Annotated in this window: 8 protein-coding genes, 1 tRNA gene and 2 pseudogenes; 9 read left to right on the forward strand and 2 right to left on the reverse strand. The window is 69.7% G+C overall.

Going from position 1 to position 23845, the window contains the following annotated elements; genetic code table 11:
* Positions 1-30 precede the first annotated feature (30 nt).
* From OV287_RS30020 to OV287_RS30035, 4 genes and pseudogenes are all read left to right on the forward strand, one after another.
* Positions 31-1641 carry an eCIS core domain-containing M35 family metalloendopeptidase gene (locus OV287_RS30020; protein WP_267537477.1) on the forward strand — a complete coding sequence of 537 codons (1611 nt, stop codon included), beginning with the start codon at positions 31-33 and terminating at the stop codon, positions 1639-1641.
* A gap of 279 nt (positions 1642-1920) precedes the next feature.
* Positions 1921-3054 carry an eCIS core domain-containing protein gene (locus tag OV287_RS30025; protein ID WP_267537478.1) on the forward strand — a complete coding sequence of 378 codons (1134 nt, stop codon included), beginning with the start codon at positions 1921-1923 and terminating at the stop codon, positions 3052-3054.
* A gap of 51 nt (positions 3055-3105) precedes the next feature.
* Positions 3106-3480, forward strand: coding sequence for a hypothetical protein (locus OV287_RS30030; protein WP_267537479.1), 375 nt, complete (start codon positions 3106-3108; stop codon positions 3478-3480).
* Between the two features lie 463 nt (positions 3481-3943).
* Positions 3944-4500: pseudogene (locus OV287_RS30035) on the forward strand (helix-turn-helix domain-containing protein); the annotation flags it as partial.
* Between the two features lie 492 nt (positions 4501-4992).
* On the opposite strand, the gene OV287_RS30040 reads toward OV287_RS30035, so the two are convergent.
* Both OV287_RS30040 and OV287_RS30045 read right to left on the reverse strand, forming a co-directional pair.
* Positions 4993-5066: transfer RNA gene (locus tag OV287_RS30040), tRNA-Arg, on the reverse strand.
* A 164-nt stretch (positions 5067-5230) separates the two neighbouring features.
* Entirely contained in the window at positions 5231-6625 is a 1395-nt protein-coding gene (locus tag OV287_RS30045) for a cytochrome P450 (protein WP_267537480.1), read from the reverse strand.
* A gap of 163 nt (positions 6626-6788) precedes the next feature.
* Between OV287_RS30045 and OV287_RS30050 the strand changes: the two genes are divergently transcribed.
* The 5 genes and pseudogenes from OV287_RS30050 to OV287_RS30070 all read left to right on the forward strand — a co-directional run bounded on the left by OV287_RS30050 (position 6789) and on the right by OV287_RS30070 (position 23838).
* The gene (locus OV287_RS30050; protein ID WP_267537481.1) at positions 6789-7379 is read left to right on the forward strand and encodes a hypothetical protein; all 591 of its coding nucleotides are present in this window, start codon (positions 6789-6791) and stop codon (positions 7377-7379) included.
* 44 nt (positions 7380-7423) lie between these two features.
* Entirely contained in the window at positions 7424-8407 is a 984-nt protein-coding gene (locus OV287_RS30055; RefSeq protein ID WP_267537482.1) for a M28 family peptidase, read from the forward strand.
* On the forward strand, positions 8404-8952 hold the full coding sequence (locus tag OV287_RS30060) for a hypothetical protein (protein ID WP_267537483.1): 549 nt from the start codon (positions 8404-8406) through the stop codon (positions 8950-8952). The genes OV287_RS30055 and OV287_RS30060 overlap by 4 nt, the downstream gene beginning before the upstream one ends.
* Before the next feature lie 205 nt (positions 8953-9157).
* Positions 9158-10003 (forward strand): annotated as a pseudogene (locus tag OV287_RS30065) (AMP-binding protein); the annotation flags it as partial.
* Between the two features lie 197 nt (positions 10004-10200).
* Positions 10201-23838, forward strand: a complete 13638-nt coding sequence (locus tag OV287_RS30070) for a non-ribosomal peptide synthetase (protein ID WP_267537484.1) — start codon at positions 10201-10203, stop codon at positions 23836-23838.
* Positions 23839-23845: the final 7 nt, after the last annotated feature.

The following is a 23845-nucleotide window of genomic DNA, read 5'->3' on the forward strand; positions in this document are numbered from 1 at the left end:
AGATTGAAAGGGCCGCACAGGGGATGGAGATTGAGTCCACGGGCGTTCGAGATGTGGGCCACGGAGGGCGAGCGGATGAGCGCGAGGCTGGCAATCCCCGTTCCATTACCGGTGAAGGATCCAGCCACGGCTTCGGTCCCCGCGCGGCGGCTGTGGCCCTCGGTCGCTGCCCCCTCGGACGACCGCTGGGAGCGCGAGGCGGACCGAGTGGCCGACCGGGTGCTGCGGTCGTCCGCCCCATCGCGAACGAGCCCGGCACCGGCACCGGCCGAGGCACAGTGCATGGCCCCCGAAGGCGCGCGCCCCGCTTCCGTTCCCACGCCCGGAGGCTCCGCGGGGGAACCGCTCGACCGCGAGACCCGCGAGCTCATGGAGCCGCGCTTCGGGCACAGCTTCGCCAGGGTGCGCGTGCACCGCGACGGCTCGGCGGCGAGATCGGCCTCCGCGCTGAACGCGCGCGCGTACACCGTGGGTCCGCACATCGTCTTCGGAGCCGGCGAATACCGTCCCCACAGCGAGCCGGGACGGCGGCTGATCGCCCACGAGCTCACGCACGTGCTGCAGCAGCGGGCGGGCGCGGGGGGCGTGCAGCGCTCGGCCGCTGACTCGGCGGGCTCCAGCTACGCCATCGACGACACCCTCGGGGTACTCCGGCTCGCGCTGCGGATGGCGCTGACCACGGTCGGTGACCCGGCGCTCCCCGCTGGCATCCGATCGAGGCTCCAACTCCAGTTCCAGAAGCTCTACCCGGTGATGCAGCGCCTGAGCGAGGCGCGCGACCGCGATGGCGAAGGGGTGGAATTCGGCTTCGATCCGAGCCCCTCCCTGAATGAGATCTACCCCGGGGACGCGGACAGGAGCCTGGAGGAGCTGTACTCGGGCTTCCTCCCCGTTCCGCGGCCGACGTCGGGCGGCGGCAAGCCCGCTCCGCCGCTGCTGCAGGCGTCCGCGCTCCCGGGCGGCCTCCAGGTGACACCGTTCGCGGGTCCGGGCGTGCAGCGGTGCGAGCTCATCTGCGTGGGGGTGATCATCCTGGCGGGGCTGCTGCTGGCCGGGTGCCGGCGCGAGGGAGAGCGGACCGCCGAGCAACGCACCACCCCATGCACCGGCACGGAGCGTACGGAGATCGCCAGCCTGCATACCGTCGCCCAGGGCTGGGTCAACGACGCCGTCTCGAAGCTGAACCGCTACCGCTCGGGAGATGCCGCGGTGACGGCGGTGGTCTCGCAGGCCTTGCAACAGAACTTCCACACCACCGATCCGGCGACGGTGACCACCATCGCGCAGCGTCTCGCGGCCGCGCAGAGCATGCTGGCGCGCTCCCCGGACGAGTATCACTGCGAGTGCCGGGACACGGCCGACGCGTACAGCGTCGGCAAGCAGATCCATCTGTGCGGCGTGTGGTTCCGCAGCCCGGACCGGCTCCGGCGGATCACCACCCTCATCCACGAGCAGGCGCATGCCGCCGGGCGCGAGGGGTCGGTTCCGATCAGTACCGGCCGCGTCGAGGACATCTACGAGTTCCACGCGGGGTACGCGACCGCGTCACCCCAGCAGGCCATCGCCAACGCGGACCCGTATGCCGTGTTCGCCCGCCAGGTGTTCCACAACGGCGCCGAAGGTCCCGGCACCCACCGCTGACGTGACGGCCGCGGTCTTCAGCGCGCGAGGTCTGCTTCGGCAAGCGCGGCGAGGTCAGCAACAGCCATCGAGGGACTGGACGACAGGAGGCTCGCACGTCTGGACATAGCGGGAGGCAACGAAGCCGCTGACCGGAATCGATTTCGCCCGTTGAGTGCGTTGGCCGTCAGCCTGGGTGGAATTGACGCTCCGTCGCCCCATGATTAGAAGAACTTCATGCGTGTCTTCGCAACGCAGCACCCTCGGTCAGCTGGTCCTGCTTCCGGGGAGCCGGGCTTCGTGGCGCGAAGCTGCTCGACCCCTCCGCTCGGCGTCTCCGGGAAGCCCGTGCGTGCGAAGCTGAGTGTCGGCCGGGTGGAAGATCCGGCGGAGCGGGCCGCCGATGCGCTCGCGACGCAGGTGCTGCGCATGCCGGATCCCTCCGCCGGACCCACGGGCCAGGGCCATCACCCCGGCACCACCGCTCCGGCCGTACGGCGGATGTGTCAGGAATGCACGGAGCAGGAGGACGAGCAGACGGTGCGCCCGAAGCAAGCCACCGCGTCCGTGGCGACGACAGCGGCTCCGGCGTCGGTGGAAGCCACCGTGCGCTCGCCCGGGGCGGCGCTGGATGCCTCGGCGCGAGCCCATTTCCAGCCCCGGTTCGGCCATGACTTCAGCAAGGTTCGCGTGCACGCCGATGAGACGGCGGACGCCTCGGCCCGCGAGATAGGCGCCCTGGCCTACACGGTCGGCTCGCACATCGTGTTCGCTCGCGGGCGGTACTCGCCGCGAACGAGCGAGGGGCAGCGATTGCTCGCGCATGAATTGGCCCATGTGGTCCAGGAGGGACATGCCCCCCAACGGGTGCGCCGGCAAATCGGGCATCTCCCGGTCAGCGCCGCTGGCGCCTCGGCCACGGGGGCAACAGCGACCTCCGAGACGGGCGATCGCTCCTCCGCCGATCAAGCCGCGACGGGCGGCGCCGGTGGTGGTGAGGCCCCGATCGGCACCTGCCGGGTCGACGTGCGCGCCACGTTCATCAGCTCGCGCTGGATGCCCTTCCGGCATCTCTTCATCGTGCACGAGGATGCCGCTGGAAACGTCACGGCCTATCGCGGAGGTCCGGGAGGCCCCGGTGGCACGCCCCCCTATGGCACCATCACCGGGCGGCACGGGCCCTACCGGCCCGGCTTCATCGACTGGGATCCGGGCGCCCCGTCGGTGCGGGTGGCGAGCGGGTCGGCGGCGTGCGGCAAGGATTCCTGCTTCAGGACGGAGCTGGCACGCATCAGCGGCGCGGGCATTCCGTACGCGCCCACCGGGCCCAACAGCAACACTGTCGTGCGCACACTCCTTCACAACTGCGGACTTCCGGAGCAGATCCCGGTGTCGAGCTTGCGCGTCCCCGGCTGGGGACACGCCTACATCTAGCGAGGAGTCCACAACCCGGAGCTCCGAGCGGTGTCCCACGAGGTGCCTGCCATGTCCCGCCGCACGCTTCTCTCGTCGTTGCTGGCCCTCGTGGGCTGTGCGCGCCATTCACTGCCCCCGGAGCTGACGACAGCGGAGGCCGCCCGGAGCTGGGTCCTGGGTGAAGTCCCGGTCGGCTCCCCCATCGAAGACGCCCAGCGGTTGCTGCAAACCCATGGCTGTCGCTGCCAGTCGATGACGGGCGCCGATTTCGCGCCCCAGGCACCCTCGGGGGACGAATCCGCCTGGCGGGGAATCGACTACGTCTACTGCGACCTCCGCCAGTCGACGGGACTCCTTCAGGCGCGGCGCTGGCAGTTCGCGCTCGTCGAGCGGGACGGGAAGCTCGCCGACGTGGGCGTGTCGACGGGCCTGATTGGCACCTGAGCCCGCGGAGCGCCCTCTTCAGCTCGCTGAAGCAGCGCTCCGCTCCGGTGTTGTCAGCAATGGCCCTTGTCACTCCCAGTGGGGTGGGGAAACGAGCCATGAAGCCACTCCCCTGCCCCCAGGTCGGGCAGGCCACCGCCGACTCAAGGGGTCTCACGCCAGCGCCCCTCCCGCCCCCTCCAAGCCCCCACCCCTTCGCCAGTAAACCGCTTGGATAAAATTTTGACAATTGCGCTGGTGTGTTGTGGTACAGCTCGCAGAGCGGCCTACAAAGCTCTGTAAAATCCACTACTTAGCCATTTCATCACACGCTGGAATGCACCGGGGGGCACCCCTCCGTTCCGTTGAGGACACGAGTGGTTGCGCCCGAAAACGTTTATTGCAAATCGGTAAAAGGCTCCACACAGTGGCGTGTCGGAGGGGCCGGTTACTGGGAATACAACCCCCCTCCAGGAAGCGCGAGATGAACGAGAACGCACTCAACGCGAACGTGGGCCTGAAGCTGCGCAGCCTGAGGCTCGCGCGGAACATCAAGCAGACGGACGCGGCCAAGGACCTGGGGGTCTCCCCGGCGTACTTGAACCTCATCGAGAAGGGCAAGCGCGTCATGCCCTTCCCGCTGCTGTGGAAGGCCCTGCGCTACTTCGACCGGACCCCGAGCAGTTCATGTCCACGCTGGGCGAGGGCCGGGTGGACGAGGCGCTGACGAAGCTGCTGGACGAGCCGCTGCTCAAGAGCCTCGACATCGACCCCGAGTCGCTGCAGAGCCTGTCGGCGGAGCCGAAGCTGGCGGGCACGGTGGCGGCGCTCTTCAACCTCTACAAGAACACGCGCACGCAGCTGGAGAACGTGCTGGCGCAGCTCAACGCCGAGGAGCGGGCGCGCACGCAGGCGACGCCGGGCAGCACCGCGGGCTCCGGGCCGGGACTGCGCTTCGACTACTCGCCCTTCGACGAGGTGAGTGACTTCCTCGAGTCGCACCGCAACTACTTCCCCGAGCTGGAGGAGCAGGCCGAGGCGCGGGGCGAGGGGTGTGCCCCTCCTGCAACGCGAAGCGGGCGCAGGTGACGGCGGTGCACCTGGTGGAGCGGGTGCTGCCGCACGTGCCCTACCGGCAGTGGACGCTGTCCTTTCCGCACCGGAGGTGGTGGGTATTGCTGAAGGATGCGGGGGTACTCTCTGACGTCCCCACCAGGGCACACGCTACGGAGGGGCTCCCACGGGCTTCCTTGGAGCCCCTGGCTGCTCGGGTGGTTCGAGGCGCGACCCAGACCGCGCTTCAGGAGGGGCGAACCTAGGAGCCTGTCGGAATACCTCGGCTACCCACTACATGAGGGGTAGTGCGACTCAAACACACCGCTATGGTTGGTATGTAGGAGTCGTTTTTCGGCGATTCTCCGACAAGCTCCTAGTACCAAACGGGTACCAAATCCGGCGAACGTTCCTGAACGCCGCTGAACGCCACCAGACAGAAAAACGCCCTGCTTCCGAGGACTTGAGAAGCAGGGCGAGTGGCCCCGGCTGGAATCGAACCAGCGGCCTGCGGTTTAGGAAACCGCCGCTCTATCCAACTGAGCTACGGGACCTTGAGTGGGACGGGGTTTATAGCAATCACCCCGTTGGATGCAACGACGGCGAACAGCCTGGATGGCTGACAGGACACTCTCGCCGAGGCCCACCTTCTTGGCCACCTCCGCCTGCGTGAATCCCAACAGCAGGCGAACGCATCCCGCTCAGACGGGCATCGCGACTACCCTGCGGCCAGTTGCTGCCTTGCCTTCGGTGCGACCTGGCGCGCCGGAGCGAGGCGTACCTTCAACCCGCCCTTCACATGGTAGCTGGGACCCATCGCCCCTACCACGCGAGCCCCTGGAACCGGGGTCACCCGATACCGCTGCACCATCATCGCCAGCGCCAGCGTGGCCTGCATCAGCCCCATGTGGTTCCCGATGCACAGCCGCTGCCCCGCTCCGAAGGGCACGTAGAGGAACCGCGGAATCTTCTTCTCCTGCTCCGGCGAGAAGCGCTCGGGCAAGAAGCGATCCGGCTCCTCCCAGAACGCCGGGTGCCGGTGCAGGACGGAGGGCGCCGCGAGGACGTTCGTTCCCGCGGGCACGTCGTAGTCCCCCATCCGATCCGCCGCCAGTGCGACCCGCGTCAACACCGGCGCCGGAGGATTCAGGCGCATCGACTCCTGGAACACCTGGGTGAGGTAACCCAACTTCGGCAGATCCTCCAGCGCCGGGGGCCTGTCCCCCAGGACCCGCTCCACCACCGCGCGCACCTGCTCCTCGATCTCCGGGTGACGCGACAACTCGAGCCACGTCCACTCCAGCGCGGACGTGGGGGCCTCGTGTCCATTGAAGTAGAGGGTGAAGGCCTCGGCCGCCAGCTCAGTATCGGTCAGTCCCTCGCCCTTGTCGTCGCGGGCCGCCATTGTCGAGGCGAGCAGGTCGTCATACGGGCCCTCGCCCCCCTGCCGCCGCCGGGCCACGTGCTGGGCGGACAGGTCCCAGAGCACGCGCAGGTACTCGGCGCGCTTGGGCCGGCGCGGGTCCAGGAAGGGCAGCGCCATGAAGAACGCCGTCACCAGCACCGGCCGCCGGTTGTTGGCGAAGTCCAGGAAGTTACGGGTCGCGGAGAACGCTTCGTCGCTCGCGTCCTCGGAGTACACCGCCTGGGACATCTGCGAGATCATCACCCGGGAGATCACCTGCGCCAGGCGGAAGGGCTCCCCCGAGCGAGCATGCGGCTCCCACCACTGGTCGAGCGTCCGCTGCGTGCACTCCACCAACTTCGGCACCAGCGCCTCCACCCGGGGGCGTTGGAAAGCCGGCTGCAACAGCCTGCGGTGCTGCTTCCACTTCTCCCCGGTGAGACCAAACAAGCCCTCCTTCTCCCCCCGGGGCATGCCTGCTGGCCGCTGGTAGTTCGCCGCGTTGTCCGCCAGGAAGTGCTTCACGTACTGGGGGTGGCTCACCAGGTGGAACGGCATCTCGCCCAGCCGGAACCGGACGATGTCCCCGTACTGCTTGAAGTAGCGGTGGAACATCCCGATCGAGTCAGCCTGATCCTCCAGCCAGCTCCCCAAGAACGGGAGGCCCTTGGGTCCCGGGGGCAGGTTCTGAGTGCTACGCGAAGCCATTGCTCTCTCCGAGCCGCGCCCACGTGCCCAGGTGCTGGCAAGCGAGCGCAAGTCATGACAAGAGCCTCAGGATAATCCGCCTCCGGATTCGTGCAAAGCTGGACAAACACACCTCTGTTGGAAGAAGCTCCGCTGCCACCATCGATGAGATGAAAGGAAGCACATGGTGTCCCCGCAGTTCGTCGTCGGTGTGACCACGATCCTGGTGCTCGCGCTGCTGCCATGCCCCGCCCTGGCGAATCCCAGCGCCCACGAGTTCTCCGTCGGGGCCGTGACGTCGCGCTACGACTCCTTCATCCGCAGCACGCGGGATCACCTGCTGCTGGAGCTGGCCTACCACCACCGGCTGGGCAACGAGGGCTTCGCGAGCGCGGTGACGGTGGGAGGAGGGCTGCGCGGCGGCCTGGTCAATCCCCCGGAGAACCGGTTCGTCACCGTGCCGCTCGAGGTCTTCGCCACGGTGCAGCTCCGGGCGCGGATGGGCTGGTGGGAGGTGGCCGCGGGACCCGAGGTGGGGGTGTCCGGCTTCGCCCGGCTCATGACGCTGCCCGAGCCCTTCCCGCGAGCGGGTGCCACGGACGAGGAGCAGACCCGTTTGAGCCCGGTATACGTGGGCATGGGCGTGTCGCCGCTGCGGGTGAACCTGGGACACTTCACGGCGAGCGCGCTCGAGCTGCGACTGAGCACTGGCTCCTTGCAAGACTCGGCCATCCGTTTCGACATAGGACTGCTTCGCGTGGGGGTGTCGCTGTGAGCCGGCTGCATCGCTTCGGACGTTCCGTATGCACCGGGGCCCTCATGCTGGGCCTGACGGCTTGCTCCACCACCATGCTGCCGGACGCCAACCTGCCGGGGCTCGCCACGGTGGCCGGCCAGGTAGACGGCACCCGGTTGATGAGCACCCTCACCGACGTCGTCGAGTCGCACCGGCTCGACACGCCGCTGGACTGCGAGCCGCTGAAGAGCAAGGGGCTCATCCTCCCCGAGCACGCGTGCTTCCTGTCGAAGAACCGCACGGGCACGCTCCTGGAGGAGCGCTTGAAGGCGATCAGCGGGCTGCAGGTGCGGCGTCAGACGATCGACGACGAGCTGTACGCGCCCTCCAACATCATCGCGGATCTGCCCGGCACCACACACCCCGAGGAGATCGTCCTCATCGCCGCGCACTACGACGCCTTCTACGAGGGGGCGGATGACAACTCGAGCGGCGTGGCGGCGCTGCTGGAACTGGCGCAGGTGCTGTCGCAGTACCGCTTCGAGCGGACGTTGCGCTTCGTGGGCTTCGACCTCGAGGAGCTCAGCTTCGTGGGCAGCGACCGGTACATCAAGGCCTGGTCCAGCAACGAGACGCTCACCTCCGCGGTGGTGCTCGACTGCGTGGCCTACTTCAGCAAGCGACCCGGCTCCCAGCAGTCCATGCCCGGCCTGCCCTCGCCCGAGGCCGGCGACTTCCTGGCGGTCATCAGCAACGACCCCAGCAGCCACCGCGCCGCCGAGGTCCACGCCCTCAACGAAGCCCTGAAGCTGACGAAGCTCGTCACCATCATCGCCCCCGCGGATGGACTGAAACCCACCATGAATCCGCTGCTGCAGAGCGATCACACCATGTTCTGGTCGGCGGGCCGCGAGGCGCTCTTCATGACTGACACCGCCTTCTTCCGGAACCAGAACTACCATCAGCCGACCGACACGCTGGACACGCTGGAACACCCCGAGCTCTTTCAGCAGGCCGTTCAGCTCAATGCCGCCACGCTGGGCTACTGGGCGGGAGGTCCGCTGTGAACCGCGTTGCCTCGGGTCTTCTGGTCTGTGGATTGGTGCTCGCGGGGAACGCCCGGGCCGAAGCCGGCGACAGCGCCGCACCCGCCCATCGGCACCAGTTCTCGCTGTACCTGCGTGGAACGGGGATGGTGTACCTCTCCGACGCGCGGACCATGGGCGGTGCCGGCGGCGGCATTGGCGTGCGGGACACGGTGGATGATCGGTACATCTTCCAGGCCGACGTGAGCACGCTGGGCCTGCTGGGCAGGGTGCTCGCCGTGCGTGCGGGCGCCGGTATGCAGTGGGGCACCGGTACCTGGCGTCCCGCGGCCCTGCTGTCGCTGACGGCCCTAACGGGCGATCGCCTCACCTTCCTCACGACCGCGCACCCCACCCCGATCAACAGGCCGGCGGTGTCGCTTGGCGTGAGTGCCGCGCCCGCGCGCTTCTCGCTGGGCGCCACACAGCTGTCGCTGCTGGAGCTGGGCGTCGGCGTCGGGCCGGAGCTGCCCGGCGCGGGCCTCGCCCTGCATGTGGGGCTCGTAGAGGTCAGTGCCTCGTTCTAAAGGCACGGCCCGGCGTAGCTCGATGACACCATCTTCGTTCCTTGGATTTCCAACCGACTCGGGTACCTAAGAGGGCGCCTTGAACCGGCCTGCTCTGCCTCATTCTCAGTGCGACAACCTCGTTGATCTCCTGCGCATGCGCGTGGAGACGCAGGGAAATCAACTCCTGTACCGCTTCCTGGAGACAGGAGACCTGGACGGCGGGATGGAGGAGTGGAACTACGCCCACCTGGATGCACGCGCGCGCGCGATCGGCGCGGCCCTGCAGGCGGCGGGAGCCCAGGGCCAGCGCGCCCTGCTGCTGTTCCCCCCGGGGCTGGAGTTCATCGCGGCCTTCATGGGCTGCATCTACGGCGGCGTGGTGGCCGTGCCCGCCTACCCGCCGGACCCGATGCGGCTCGAGCGCACGCTGCCCCGTCTGCGGGCAATCGTGCGCGACTGCGAGGCGGCCTTCATCCTCACGTCCTCGTTCATCCTGGAGATGTCCGGGGCGATGCACGAGATGGCGCCGGAGATGGCGTCGCTGAAGTGGATCGCCACCGACGCCACGCCCGCGGACGCCGCCGACTCCTGGAGCAGGCCGGAGGTGTCCGGGGACACGCTGGCCTTCCTGCAGTACACCTCGGGCTCCACGGGCATCCCCAAGGGCGTGATGCTCACGCACGCCAACGTGCTGCACAACGAGATGCTCATCGCTCGCGGGTTCGGTCACACCCCCGAGTCGGTGGGCGTCGGCTGGCTGCCGCTGTTCCACGACATGGGCCTCATCGGCAACGTCATCCAGCCGATGTACGTGGGCTTCCCCTGCACGATGATGTCGCCCATCGCCTTCCTGCAGCGGCCCGCGCGCTGGCTGCAGGCGGTGTCGCACTTCCGCGGCACCAGCAGCGGTGGCCCCAACTTCGCCTACGCGCTCGTGGCCCGGAAGATGACCGAGGCGGAGCGCGCCGAGCTGGACCTGAGCCGCTGGGACCTGGCCTTCAACGGCGCCGAGCCCATCCGCCAGGAGACGCTGGAGCACTTCGCCCGCACCTTCGCCCCGTGCGGTTTCCGGCGCGAGGCCTTCTACCCGTGCTACGGCCTGGCCGAGGCCACGCTCATCGCCTCCAGCGGGAACAAGGAGGAGCCGGTCATCCACCTGGCGGTGGACCCCAGATCGCTGGAGAACGGGAAAGCCACCGCCGTGCCGGAGGGCACGCAGGGCGCCCGGCTGATCGTGTCCTCGGGCAGCGCCCATCCGAGCAGCGCATGCTCATCGTGCGCCCGGAGACGGGGACTACCTGCGCCGACAACGAGGTGGGTGAGATCTGGATCTCCGGTCCGAGCGTGGCCCGGGGCTATTGGAACCGTCCGGAAGAGTCAGCGCGCACCTTCGACGCGCGGCTGGCGGATGGCACGGGGCCGTTCCTGCGCACGGGAGATCTCGGCTTCTTCTCCGGCGAAGATCTGTACATCGCCAGCCGGTTGAAGGACCTCATCATCATCCGCGGCCGCAACTTCTACCCCCAGGACGTCGAGCTGACGCTCGAGGCGGCCCACAAGGCCGTGCGCCAGGGCTGCATCGCCGCCTTCTCCGTGGAAGTGGAGGGCGAGGAGCGGCTGGGCGTGGCCGCCGAGGTGGACCTGCGCAGCGCCACTGCGGACGAGGTGACTGACGCCATCCGGAAGAAGGTGGCCGAGGAGCACGCGGTCCACGTCCACGCGGTGGTGCTGCTCGAGCCGCGTTCCATCCCCAAGACCTCCAGCGGGAAGATCCAGCGCCACGCGTGCCGCATCGGCTTCATGAACGGGACCCTCGAGACGGTGGGCAGCTCCGTCGTCTCGGAGCAGCCGGAAGCCGCGAAGCAAGAGGAGATCTCCATCCTGGAGCTCCTGCGCTCCGCGACTCCCGAGGAACAGCTTCCCCGGATGGAGAGCTACCTGCGCGACACGCTTGCCCGCGTCGTGCACATCGAGGCCTCGGGCATCGACAGCCACTCCCCGCTGGCGGGGCTCGGCCTCGACTCGCTGATGATCCTCGAGTTGCAGGGCCGGCTCGAGGCCGAGCTGGAGCTGGCACTGCCCGCGGCCTTCCTGTGGCGGCACCCAACGCTGGCCGTCACCGCCGACCGCCTGCTGGCGCTCTGGCGCGAGAAGAAGGCCCGCGTCTCCATCCCCCGCCGAGCGGAGAGCGGCCCGGCGCCGTTGACCGTCGCCCAGCAGCGGATGTGGATGCTCGAGCAGCTCGAGCCGGGCAGCCTCGCCTATCATCTGTCCGCCGCGCTGAAGCTCGCGGGTGAGCTCGACGTCACGGCCCTGGAGCGCAGTATTGGCGAGCTGGTGCGCCGCCACGAGGTGCTGCGGACGACCTTCCGCTCCGAAGCCGGCGAGCCCTTCCAGTTCGTCTCGCCCCCCACTGCCTTCACGCTCACGCCGGTCGACCTGGGGGCACTGCCCGCCGCCGAGCGTGAGGCCGAGGTGCGGCGGCTGCTGCGCGAGGACGCGCACCGCGCGTTCGATCTCGCGCGCGGTCCCCTGCTGCGCATCACCCTGCTACGGCTGGGTGAGCGCGAGCACGTGCTGCTGGTGACGCTGCACCACATCATCGCCGACGGCTGGTCCGCGGGTGTGCTGGTGCGCGAGCTGGGAGAGCTCTACGGGGCTTTCCGCACGGGCAGGACGCCAGCCCTGGCCGAGCCGTCCCTCCAGTACGCCGACTACGCTACCTGGCAGCGCGCCACACTCCAGGGCGAGGAGCTGGAAGCGCAGCGCTCCTGGTGGAGTCAGCGGTTGGCGGACGCGCCGCAGTCGCTGGAGCTGCCCACGAACAAGCCTCGCCGCGCTACCACCGGGAGCGCCGGGCTGTGCAAGGTGCTGCTGCCCCCCAAGCTGGTGGAGGGCCTGGAGGCGCTGGCCCGCCAGGAATCGGGCACCCTGTACATGGCCATGCTGGCGGGCCTGAAGGTGCTGCTGTCGCGCTACAGCGGGCAGGACGACTTCCTGGTGGGCTCGCCCTTCGCCAACCGCGGGCAGGCGGGTACCGAGGGCGTGGTGGGCCTCTTCTTCGAGCCCCTCGTCTTCCGTGCCAACCTGTCCGGCAACCCCACCTTCCGCGAGCTGCTCGCACGCACCCGCCACACGGTGCTGGAGGGCTTCGCCCATCCGCACGTGCCCTTCGAGTCCCTGGGCCGCCGCCAGCCCTTCCAGGTGCTCTTCAACCAGCTCGACGCCCCCCTGTCGCGGCTGGTCCTACCGGGCCTGCACGTGGAGGCGCTGGAGACGGTGCCCGCCACCACGGAGTTGGATCTGACCGTGACGCTCGGCCGCGCCCCCGAGGGCGTGTGGCTGGAGGCGCTCTACAACGCGGACCTCTTCGACGCCTCCACCCTGGAGCGCCTGCTGGGTCACCTGCAGGTGCTGCTGGAGGGCGCCGTGCGGGCGCCGGAGTCGCACGTGAAGACGCTGCCCCTGCTGTCCGCCGAGGAGCAGCGGCGGGTGCTGGTGGAGTGGAACGCGACGCGCGAGGGGCCCGTGGGCGACACCCGCGTCCACGCGCTCATCGAGGCCCAGGCGGCGCGCACGCCCGAGGCCCTGGCGGTGGTGGCCGCGGATGGCGCCACCCTCACGTACGCGCAACTGATGGAGCGGGCCCACCGGCTCGCGAATTTCCTGCGGGCACGCGGCGTGCGCCCCGAGGCGCGGGTGGGCCTGTGCCTGGAGCGCTCGCTGGACATGGTGGTGGCGCTGCTCGGCATCCTCGAGGCAGGTGCCGCCTACGTGCCGCTGGACAGTGCCTATCCGGCCGAGCGGTTGGCCCACATGGTGGAGAGCAGCGGCATCCGCCTGCTGCTGGTGCATGAGCGCACGCGCGGCAAGCTCTCAGGCGGCCACGTGGAAGAGGTGTGCCTGGACCAGGCGCGCGAGGCCATCGCCGCGAGCAGCGCCAAGGCGATTCCCGTCGAGCTGCCCCCCGAGGCGGCCGCGTACGTCCTCTTCACCTCAGGCTCCACGGGCCAGCCCAAGGGCGTGGTGATGTCGCACCGCTCGCTGGTGAACTACACCCGGGCCTCCGCGCGCTACTCGCCCATGTCCCCGGGAGACCGGCTGCTGCAGTTCGCCTCCATCAGCTGGGACACCAGCGCGGAGGAGATCTACACGTCCCTCACCCAGGGCGGCACGTTGGTGCTGCGTCCCCCGGCACAGGTGGAGGCTCCCGAGGCCTTCCTCGCGTGGTGCGAGGCACAGGGCATCACCCAGCTCAACCTCCCCACGGCCTTCTGGCACGAGCTGGTGGCCAGCCTGGAAGAGGGCCACGGGCGGCTGCCTCGCGGGCTGCGGTGGTTGATCATCGGCGGCGAGCGCGCGGTGCCGGAGCGCGTGGAGCAGTGGATGCGACGCGTGGGTCCGTCCGTGCCACTGCTCAACACCTACGGCATCACCGAGGTGATGGCGGTCGCCACGGCGATCAACCTGTCGGTGCAGGCGCAGCCGGAGGGCCGCGAGGTGTGCATCGGCCGGCCGGTGCTCAACGTGCGCACCTACGTGCTGGACGAGCAGCAGCAGCCCGTCCCCGTGGGTGTGACGGGCGAGCTGTACGTGGGCGGCGAGGGCGTGGCGCGCGGCTACCTGGATCAGGCGGAGCTGACGGCCGAGCGCTTCGTGCCGGATCCGTTCGCCACCGAGCCCGGGCAGCGGCTGTACCGCTCGGGAGACAAGGCGCGCTGGCGCACTGACGGAACGATCGAGTACCTGGGCCGCGGTGACTCGCAGGTGAAGGTTCGCGGCTTCCGCATCGAGCCAGGCGAGATCGAAGCCGCCCTGCTGCGCCACCCGCGCGTGCACGAGGTGCTGGTGCTGGTGCGCGAAGACGTGCCCGGCGACAAGCAACTCGTGGCCTACTCCGTGCCCAAGGCCGGCCAGACGCTCGACGTAGCGGAGCTGAAGGGATGGCTCGCGGAGCGTCTGCCCCCCTTCATGGTACCGCAGGCGTTGGTGGCACTGCCCGCCCTGCCGCTGCTGCCCAACGGCAAGGTGAATCGGCGCGCCCTGCCCGCGCCCCAGGTGTCGAGTGGCTCGGCCGGGTCCGAGGGCCCGCGCACCCCATGGGAGCAGAAGCTGGCCGCGCTCTGGAAGGAGCTGCTGCGCCTGGAGCACGTCGGCGTGCATGACAGCTTCTTCGAGCTGGGTGGCCACTCACTGCTGGCCACCCGCCTGGTGTCCCGCATCCGCTCCGCCTTCCAGGTGGAGCTGCCCCTGCGTGCCCTCTTCGAGGAGCCCACCCTCGCCGGGCTCGCCGCCCGGCTGGAGTCCGCGCTCCAGGCGAACGGCGGCACCGCGCTGCCTCCGCTCACCCGGACGCCCCGGACGGAGGCGCTGCCGCTGTCCTTCTCCCAGCAGCGCCTGTGGTTCCTCCACCAGTTCGATCCCGGTAGCGCGGCCTACAACATCCCCGGCGCCCTGCGCCTGACGGGCTCGCTGGACAGCTCCGCGCTTCGCAACGCGCTCACCGAGCTCGTGCGCCGCCATGAGGCCCTGCGCACCACCTTCCACAACGCGAACGGCCAGCCCTCGCAGCGCATCTCCGAGCCCACTCCTTTCGCACTGCCGGTGGTGGACCTCTCGTCCCGCGAGGACCGCGAGGCCGAGGTGCACCGGCTCGCCGAGCAGGAAGCGCACTCGCCCTTCGATCTCGCGACTGGGCCGCTGCTGCGTGGCTCCCTGCTGCGGCTGGGCGAGAACGAACACGTGCTGCTGCTCAACATGCACCACATCGTCTCGGACGGTTGGTCCATGGGCGTGCTGGTGCGCGAGGTCGCCGCGCTCTACGAGGCCTTCTCCGCTGGCAAGCCCTCGCCCCTGCCCGAGCTGCCCGTTCAGTACGCCGATTACTCCGTCTGGCAGCGAGGCTGGTTGCAGGGTGAGACCCTGGACGCCCAGCGCTCCTGGTGGCGCAAGCACCTCGAAGGCGCGCCTGCCGCCCTGGAGCTGCCCACCGACATCCAGCGTCCCTCCGTCCAGACCTTCGAGGGCGCTACCGTCCCCGTACGCCTGTCGCGCTCGGTGTCCGAGTCCCTCAAGGCCCTGTGCCAGAAGGAAGGGGTCACCCCCTTCATGGCCTTGCTGGCCACGTACCAGCTCCTGCTCTCGCGCTACTCGGGCCAGGAGGACATCACCGTCGGCTCGCCCATCGCCGGCCGCCGCGTCGCCGAGCTGGAGGGCCTCATCGGCTTCTTCGTCAACACCCTCGCCCTGCGCACCCGCATGGAGGGCAACCCGTCCTTCCGCCAGGTGCTCTCGCGCGTGAAGGAGACCACGCTCGGGGCTTTTGCCCACCAGGACGTCCCCTTCGAGAAGCTCGTCGAGGAGCTCACCCCGACGCGCACCCTGGGCCGCTCGCCCCTGTTCCAGGTGCTGTTCGCTCTGCAGAACGTGCCTCAGCTGGAGCTCCAGCTCCCGGGCTTCTCCCTGCGTCCGCTCTCGCTCGACAACGCCACCGCGCGCTTCGAGCTGGAGCTGAATCTCACGGAGACCACGGACGGCTTCTCCGGTGAGCTCGTCTATAACCGCGACCTGTTCTCCGCTGCCTTCGCGAAGAGCTTCTCCAGCCACTTCGCCATCCTGCTGGAGGGACTCGTCTCCCAGCCCGAGCTGCCCTTCCACCACCTGCCCCTGCTCTCCTCCGAGGAGCGCCAGAAGGTGCTGGTTGAGTGGAACCACTCGCCCTCCAGCTACCCTCGCGACGCCACCATCATCGACGTCTTCGAGCGTCAGGTGGCCTCCACTCCGGATGCCATCGCCCTGGAGTTCGGTGAGCAGCGCCTCTCCTACCGTCAGCTCGACGAGGCCTCCAACCGCCTGGCCCACGTGCTGCGCGCTCGCGGCGTCGGTCCCGACTCCCGCGTCGCTCTGGCCCTGGACCGCTCGCTCGAGCTCATCATCTCCCTGCTGGGCATCCTCAAGGCCGGCGGTGCCTACGTCCCTCTGGACACCTCCTACCCTCGCGAGCGTCTGTCCTTCATGCTGGAGGATGCGCAGCCCGCTCTGCTCGTCACCACGCACGAGCAGCTCTCGCGTCTGCCCGCAGAGGGGCTCTCCACCCTGTTGCTCGAGGAGTCCACGGCGGAGCTGGCGAAGGCGCCCAGCACCGCGCCTCGCAGCGGCATCACTCCGCGCAACCTCGCCTACATCGACTTCACCTCGGGCTCCACCGGCAGGCCCAAGGGCGTGTGCATCGAGCACTCCTCCGTCCTGCGCACCGTCCTGGACGCGCGCTACGCCGAGGTGAGCGCTCAGCAGTCCTTCCTGCTCATCGCCCCCATCTCCTTCGACGCCTCCACGCTCGAAGTCTGGGGTCCGCTGCTCAATGGCGGCAGGCTCGTCGTCTTCCCTCCTCACTCTCCCAGCGACCTGCAGGAGCTCGCTGGCGTTCTCCAGCGCCACTCCGTCACCACCCTCCACCTCACCTCGGGCCTCTTCACCCAGATGGTGGATGGCAACCTCGACGGGCTGCGCGGCGTTCGCCAGCTCCTCACTGGTGGCGACGTCGTCTCCTCGCCTCACGTGCGCCGCGTCCTCGAGCAGCTGCGCATTCCTGTAACGGCCTGCTACGGCCCCACCGAGGGCACGCTCTTCACCTCATGCTTCCGCATGACGGAGCCCTCGCAGGTGTCGGCCTCCGTGCCCATCGGCACGCCCATCTCCGGCACCCTGGTGTACCTGCTCGACAGCCACCTGCAGCCGGTTCCCCCGGGTACTCCGGGTGAGCTGTTCATCTCCGGCGACGGCCTGGCCCGCGGCTACCTGCAGCAGCCCTCCCTCACCGCCGAGCGCTTCCTCCCCAACCCCTTCAGCTCCGCTCCCGGTTCCCGCCTCTACCGCACCGGCGACCTGGCCCGTCACCGTTCCGACGGCGTGCTCGAGTTCCTCGGCCGCGCTGACTTCCAGGTGAAAATCCGCGGCTTCCGCATCGAGCTGGGCGAGGTGGAGGCCGCTCTGCTCTCCCACCCCGAGGTGCGCGAGGCCATTGTCATTGCCCGCGAGGACTCCCCGGGCAACAAGCGTCTCGTCGGCTACGTCACCGGCAAGTCCTCCTCCGTGGACACCCTGGCCCTGCGCGCTTACCTGCAGCAGCGGCTGCCCGAGTACATGGTGCCCTCGGCCCTCATGGCGCTGGAGGCCCTGCCTCTCACGCCCAACGGCAAGGTGGACAGGAAGGCCCTTCCCGCCCCGGAGGCCCGTCCCGAGTTCCGCGCCTTCGTCCCGCCCTCCACGCCCACCGAGGTTCGCCTCGCCACCCTCTGGTGCGAGCTGCTCGGCCTCTCCCAGGTCAGCGCCCTGGACGACTTCTTCGAGCTGGGCGGCCACTCTCTGCTTGCCACCCGCCTCGTCTCGCTCGTCCGCTCCACTTTCGGAGTGGAGCTGCCCCTGCGCACCCTCTTCGAGGCCTCCACCCTCTCCGCTCTCGCCGCATGGCTGGAGTCCTCTCTCCAGACGAACGGGGGCACCGCACTGCCTCCGCTCACCCAGGCGCCCCGGACCGACGCGCTGCCGTTGTCCTTCGCTCAGCAGCGTCTGTGGTTCCTCGACCAGCTCGAGCCCGGTAGCTCCGCCTACAACATGCCCGGTGCCCTTCGCCTGACGGGATCGCTGGACGGCTCCGCGCTTCGCCGTGCTCTCACCGAGCTCGTCCGCCGCCACGAGGCCCTGCGCACCGCCTTCCACAACGCCGATGGCCAGCCCGTGCAGCGCATCTCGCCGCCCACGGATTTCCCGTTGGCCCAGGTGGACCTGCGCACCCTCCCGGAGCCCAAGCGCGCCGAGGAGGTCCAGCGCCTGGCGGCCGAGGACGCGCGGCGCCCATTCGATCTCGCCCACGGACCGCTGCTGCGCGGCTCCCTGCTGCGGCTGAACGAACACGAGCACGTGCTGCTGCTCAGCATGCACCACATCGTCTCAGACGGTTGGTCCATGCAGGTGCTGGTGCGTGAGATGGCCGCCCTCTACGAGGCCTTCTCCGCCGGCAAGCCCTCTCCCCTGCCAGAGCTGCCCGCTCAGTACGCCGATTACTCCGTCTGGCAGCGCTCGTGGCTCAAGGGCGAGACCCTGGAGTCCCAGCTCGCCTGGTGGCGCAAGCACCTCGAAGGCGCTCCCGCCGCCCTGGAGTTCCCCACCGATCTCCAGCGCCCCTCCGTCCAGTCCTTCCGCGGCGCCACCACCTCCGTGCAGCTGTCGCGCCCGGTATCCGACTCGCTCAAGGCCCTGTGCCAGAAGGAGGGCGTTACCCCCTTCATGGCCCTGCTGGCCGCCTACCAACTCCTGCTCTCGCGCTACTCGGGCCAGGAGGACATCACCGTCGGCTCGCCCATCGCCGGCCGCCGCGTCGCCGAGCTCGAGGGCCTCATCGGCTTCTTCGTCAACACCCTCGCCCTGCGCACCCGCATGGAGGGCAACCCGTCCTTCCGCCAGATGCTGGCTCGCGTGAAGGAGACCACCCTCGGCGCCTTCGCCCACCAGGACGTCCCCTTCGAGAAGCTCGTCGAGGAGCTCGCGCCCAATCGCACCACGGGCCGCTCGCCCCTGTTCCAGGCCGTGTTCGCTCTGCAGAACATGCCCCAGCAGCAGTTGCAGCTCCCAAGCCTGGAGATGCGTCCGCTCCCGGTCGACGAGGCCGCCGCGCGCTTCGAGCTGGAACTCAATCTCTCGGAGACCGCCAACGGCTTCGCCGGCGAGCTCGTCTACAACCGCGACCTGTTCTCCGCCGCCTTCGCGCAGCGCTTCTCGCGCCACTTCGAGCTCCTGCTGGAGGGGCTCGTCTCGCAGCCCGAGCAGCCCTTCCACCACCTGCCCCTGCTCACCGCCGAGGAGCGGCAGACCGTCCTGGTGGAGTGGAACCGCTCGCCCTCCAACTACCCGCGCAACGCCACCATCCCCGAGGTCTTCGCCCGCCAGGCCGCGGCCACTCCCGACGCCATCGCCGTCGAGTACGGCGAGCAGCGCCTCACCTACCGCCAGCTCGACGAGGCCTCCAACCGCTTCGCCCACGTGCTGCGCGCTCGTGGCGTCGGCCTCGATGACCGCGTCGCCATCGCCATGGACCGCTCGCTGGAGCTCGTCATCTCCCTGGTGGGCATCCTCAAGGCGGGTGGCGGCTACGTCCCGCTGGACACGGCCTACCCTCGCGAGCGCCTCGTCGTCATGTTGCAGGGCGCCCAGGCCGCGCTGCTGATCACCACGCGTGAACAGCTCGCGCGCCTGCCCGCCGAGGGCCTGCCGACGCTCCTCATCGAGGAGTCCGCAGAAGAGCTCGCGAAGGCGCCCACCACGGCGCTCCCCAACATCGGCCTGTCCGCGCAGAACCTCGCGTACATCGACTTCACCTCGGGCTCCACCGGCCTGCCCAAGGGCGTGTGCATCGAGCACCGCGCCGTGCTGCGCACCGTCATCGACGCGCAGTACGCCAAGATGGGACCTGAGTACACGTACATCCTCATGTCCCCCATCTCCTTCGACGCGTCCACGCTCGAGCTGTGGGGTCCGCTGCTCAATGGCGGCAAGCTGGCCGTCTTCCCCGCCCACTCCTCGCCCAGCGACATCCAGGAGCTGGGCCAGGTGTTGAAGCACCACGGCGTCACCCACGTCTTCTTCACCGCCAGCCTCTTCGCCCAGCTGGTGGACGGCAACATGGAGGGGATGCGGAGCCTGAAGGAGATCATGGCGGGCGGCGACGTCGTCTCCGCTCCGCACGCGCGCCGAGCGATCGAAGCGCTGGGCGTCCCGGTGATCGGCTCCTACGGCCCCACCGAGATGACCGTCTACATCTCCACCCACCGCATGGTGAACCCCGCCGAGGTGCCGCCGGCGGTGCCCATCGGACGGCCCCTTCCCCAGACGCAGGTGTACCTGCTCGACCGCTACCTGCAGCCCGTGCCTCCGGGCACTCCGGGCGAGCTGTATGCGGCCGGTGACGGCATGGCGCGTGGCTACCTGCAGCACCCCGCGTTCACCGCCGAGCGCTTCCTCCCCAACCCCTTCAGCTCCACGCCCGGTGCTCGCATGTACCGCACCGGCGACCTGGCCCGTCACCGTTCCGACGGTGTGCTGGAGTTCCTCGGCCGCGCCGACTTCCAGGTGAAGATCCGCGGCTTCCGCATCGAGCTGGGCGAGGTGGAAGTCGCGCTCGGCTCCCACCCCGAGGTGCGCGAGGCCATCGTCCTCGCCCGCGAGGACACCCCGGGCAACAGGCGCCTGGTGGGCTACGTCACCGCCCACACGCCCTCGCTCGACACCCTGGCCCTGCGCACCTACCTGCAGCAGCGCCTGCCCGCGTACATGGTGCCCTCCGCCCTCGTGGTGATGGAGGAGTTCCCGCTCACGCCCAACAGCAAGGTGGACAGGAAGGCCCTGCCCGCGCCGGAGGCCCGCCCCGAGTTCCGCGCCTTCGTCCCGCCCTCCACGCCCACCGAGGTGCGCCTGGCCTCCCTCTGGTGCGAGCTGCTCGGCATCCGCGAGGTCAGCGCCCTCGACGACTTCTTCGAGCTGGGCGGCCACTCGCTGCTGGCCACGCGCCTCGTCTCGCTCGTCCGCTCCACCTTCCAGGTGGAGCTGCCGCTGCGCGCCCTCTTCGAGTCCTCCACGCTGTCCGCGCTCGCGCAGCGCCTCGACGCCGCACTCCAGGCGGGCCAGGGCCTCTCGCTGCCTCCGATCACCGCGGTGCCCCGGACGAACGCGCTGCCGCTGTCCTTCGCCCAGCAGCGCCTGTGGTTCCTGGATCAGCTCGAGCCCGGCAGCCCGTTCTACAACATGCCGTTGCCCCTCCGGGTCCGGGGACAGCTCGACGTGTCCGCGCTCGGCCGGTGCTTCACGGAGCTCGTGCGCCGTCACGAGTCCCTGCGCACCAGCTTCCACAACGCCGATGGCCAGCCCGTGCAGCGCATCTCGCCGCCCGTGGACTTCCCGTTGGCCCAGGTGGATCTGAGCACCATCCCGGAGCCCCAGCGCACCGAGGAGGTCCAGCGCCTGACGGCCGAGGACGCGCGGCGCCCGTTCGATCTCGCGAATGGGCCGCTGCTGCGCGCCACCCTGGTGCGCGTGGACGAGCGTGAGCATGTGCTGCTGCTCAACATGCACCACATCGTCTCCGACGGTTGGTCCATGGGCGTCTTCACCCGCGAGATCGCCGCCCTCTACGAGGCCTTCTCCGCCGGCAGGCCCTCACCCCTGCCGGAGCTGGCGGTGCAGTACGCCGACTACTCCGTCTGGCAGCGCTCCTGGCTCAAGGGCGAGGCCTTGGAGTCCCAGCTCGCCTGGTGGCGCAAGCACCTCGCGGGCGCTCCGCACGCACTGGAGCTCCCCACCGACAAGCCCCGCCCCGCCGTCCAGTCCTTCCGCGGGGCCTCGCTGCCGGTGCGCCTGCCGAAGGAGCTGTCCGACTCGCTCGACACGTTCTGCCGGCGCGAGGGCGTCACCCCCTTCATGGCCCTGCTGGCCGCCTTCCAGGTGTTGCTCTCCCGCTACTCGGGACAGGACGACATCAGCGTGGGCTCGCCCATCGCCGGCCGCCGCGTCGCCGAGCTCGAGGGCCTCATCGGCTTCTTCGTCAACACGCTCGTGCTGCGCACCCGCCTGTCCGGGAGCCCCTCATTCCGTGAGGTGCTGGCGCGCGTGAAGGAGACGACGCTCGGCGCCTTCGCCCACCAGGACATCCCCTTCGAGAAGCTCGTCGAGGAGCTGCAGCCGCCGCGCGATCAGAGCCGCAACCCGCTCTTCCAGGTGATGTTCGCCCTGATGGAGGAGTCCGACGCGGGCGTCCATGGCGGCGGGCTCCAGCTCCAGCAGTTGGAGATGGACAACGGGACGGTGCGGTTCGACCTCGTCCTGTCGCTCGGCCGCAACGCCGAGGGGCTCGCCGGCTCGCTCGAGTACAGCACGGATCTCTTCGAGTCCGGCACCATCGAGCGCATGGTGGGCCACCTGCACGTCCTCCTGGAGGCGGTGCTCGCCGAGCCGCAGCGGCCCGTGGCCGAGCTGTCGCTGATGGACGCGCGGGAGCGCCAGCGCGTGCTCACCGAGTGGAACGACACGCGCGCCGACTTCCCCGCCAACGCCTGCATCCACGATCTATTCGAGGCCCAGGTGGCGCGCACCCCGGAGGCCACCGCCGTGGTCTACGAGGACACGACGCTCACCTTCCGGCAGCTCGACGAGCGGGCCAACCAGCTCGCCCGGCACCTGCTGGCCTCGGGCCTGCGCGTGGAGGAGCGCGTGGGGCTGTGCGTCGAGCGCTCGCTGGACATGGTGGTCGGCATGCTCGGCGTGCTCAAGGCGGGCGGTGCGTTCGTGCCGCTCGATCCGGGGCTGCCCCCCGAGCGCCTGGCGTACATGCTCGAGAACTCCGGGGCACGGCTCGTCATCACCCAGGAGCGCCTGAAGGCGGTGCTGCCCGGGGGCGTGTCCACGCTCTGCCTGGACACTGCGTGGGGAACACTCCAGGCCCAGCCCACGACGCGCCCGGCCACCGCCGCCTCGGCGGACACGCTGGCCTACGTCATCTACACCTCCGGCTCCACGGGCCGGCCCAAGGGCACCCTGCTGGCGCACCGCGGCCTGTGCAACACGGCGCTCGCGGCGGCGAAGTACCACCGCTTCCACGCCGGCAGCCGCATCCTGCAGTTCGCCTCGTTCGGCTTCGACGCCTCCGTGTGCGAGGTGTTCTCGTCGCTGCTGGCCGGAGCGAGCCTCTTCCTCGCCCCGCGCGAGCAGATGCTGCCAGGCGCCCCTCTGCGTTCGCTGCTGCAGCGCCACCGCATCACCGCGGCCACGTTCACGCCGTCCGTGCTCGCCCAGCTCGAGCCCGAGGAGCTGCCCCTGGAGGTAGTCATCTCCGTGGGCGAGGCGTGCTCGCCCGAGCTGGTGCGGCGCTGGGGAGAGCGGCTGTGCCTGCTCAACGCCTACGGCCCCACCGAGGCCACCGTCTGCGCCACCATCACGCGCGAGCCGCTGCGGCCCGGGGACGTGCCCTCCATCGGCCAGCCCTGGGACAACGTCGAGGTGTACATCCTCGACGAGCAACTGCGGCCGGTGCCCGCGGGCATTCCGGGCGAGCTGTGCATTGGCGGCGTGGGCCTGGCGCGCGGCTACCTCGGCAACTCCGCGCTCACCGCCGAGAAGTTCGTCCCCCACCCGTTCGCCAGGCAGCCTGGAGAGCGGCTCTACCGCTCCGGCGACCGCGCCCGCTTCCTGGCGGATGGACGGCTCGAGTTCCTCGGCCGCATCGATCACCAGGTGAAGCTGCGCGGCTTCCGCATCGAGCTGGGGGAGATCGAGGCCACGCTACACGGCCACCCCGCGCTCAAGGACGCGGCCGTGGTGCTGCGCCAGGACGCCCCTGGAGAGGCGCGACTGGTGGCCTACGTGGTGCCCGCCGGAAGCGACGCCCCTGACGCCGGGGCCCTGCGCGACGTCCTGCGGCGCCAGCTGCCCGAGTACATGGTGCCCTCGGCCTTCGTGACCCTGCCGGAGCTGCCGCTGAGCTCCAGTGGCAAGGTGGACAGGAAGGCGCTGCCCGCTCCCGACGGGGCGCGGTCCAGCACGGGCACGCCCTACGTGGCCCCGCGCGACGAGGTGGAGCAGCAGATCGCCGAGCTCTGGGCCGAGCTGCTGCGCGTGGAGCGCGTGGGCATCCACGACAGCTTCTTCGATCTCGGTGGCCACTCGCTGCTGGCCACCCGGCTCGTCGCCCGGCTGCGCGCGGACTTCGATGTGGAGCTGCCGCTGAGGGATCTCTTCGAGAAGCCCACGGTGGCGGACATGGCCCTGCTCGTCCTGGAGACGCGCGCGGCCCAGGTGGACCCGGAAGAGCTGGCGCGGATGATGGAAGAGCTGAAGCTCACGGGAGAGGGCGGAGAATGAGCTGGGA

The organism is Archangium lansingense, from assembly GCF_026626635.1.
GTDB classification, from domain to species: domain Bacteria; phylum Myxococcota; class Myxococcia; order Myxococcales; family Myxococcaceae; genus Archangium; species Archangium lansingense.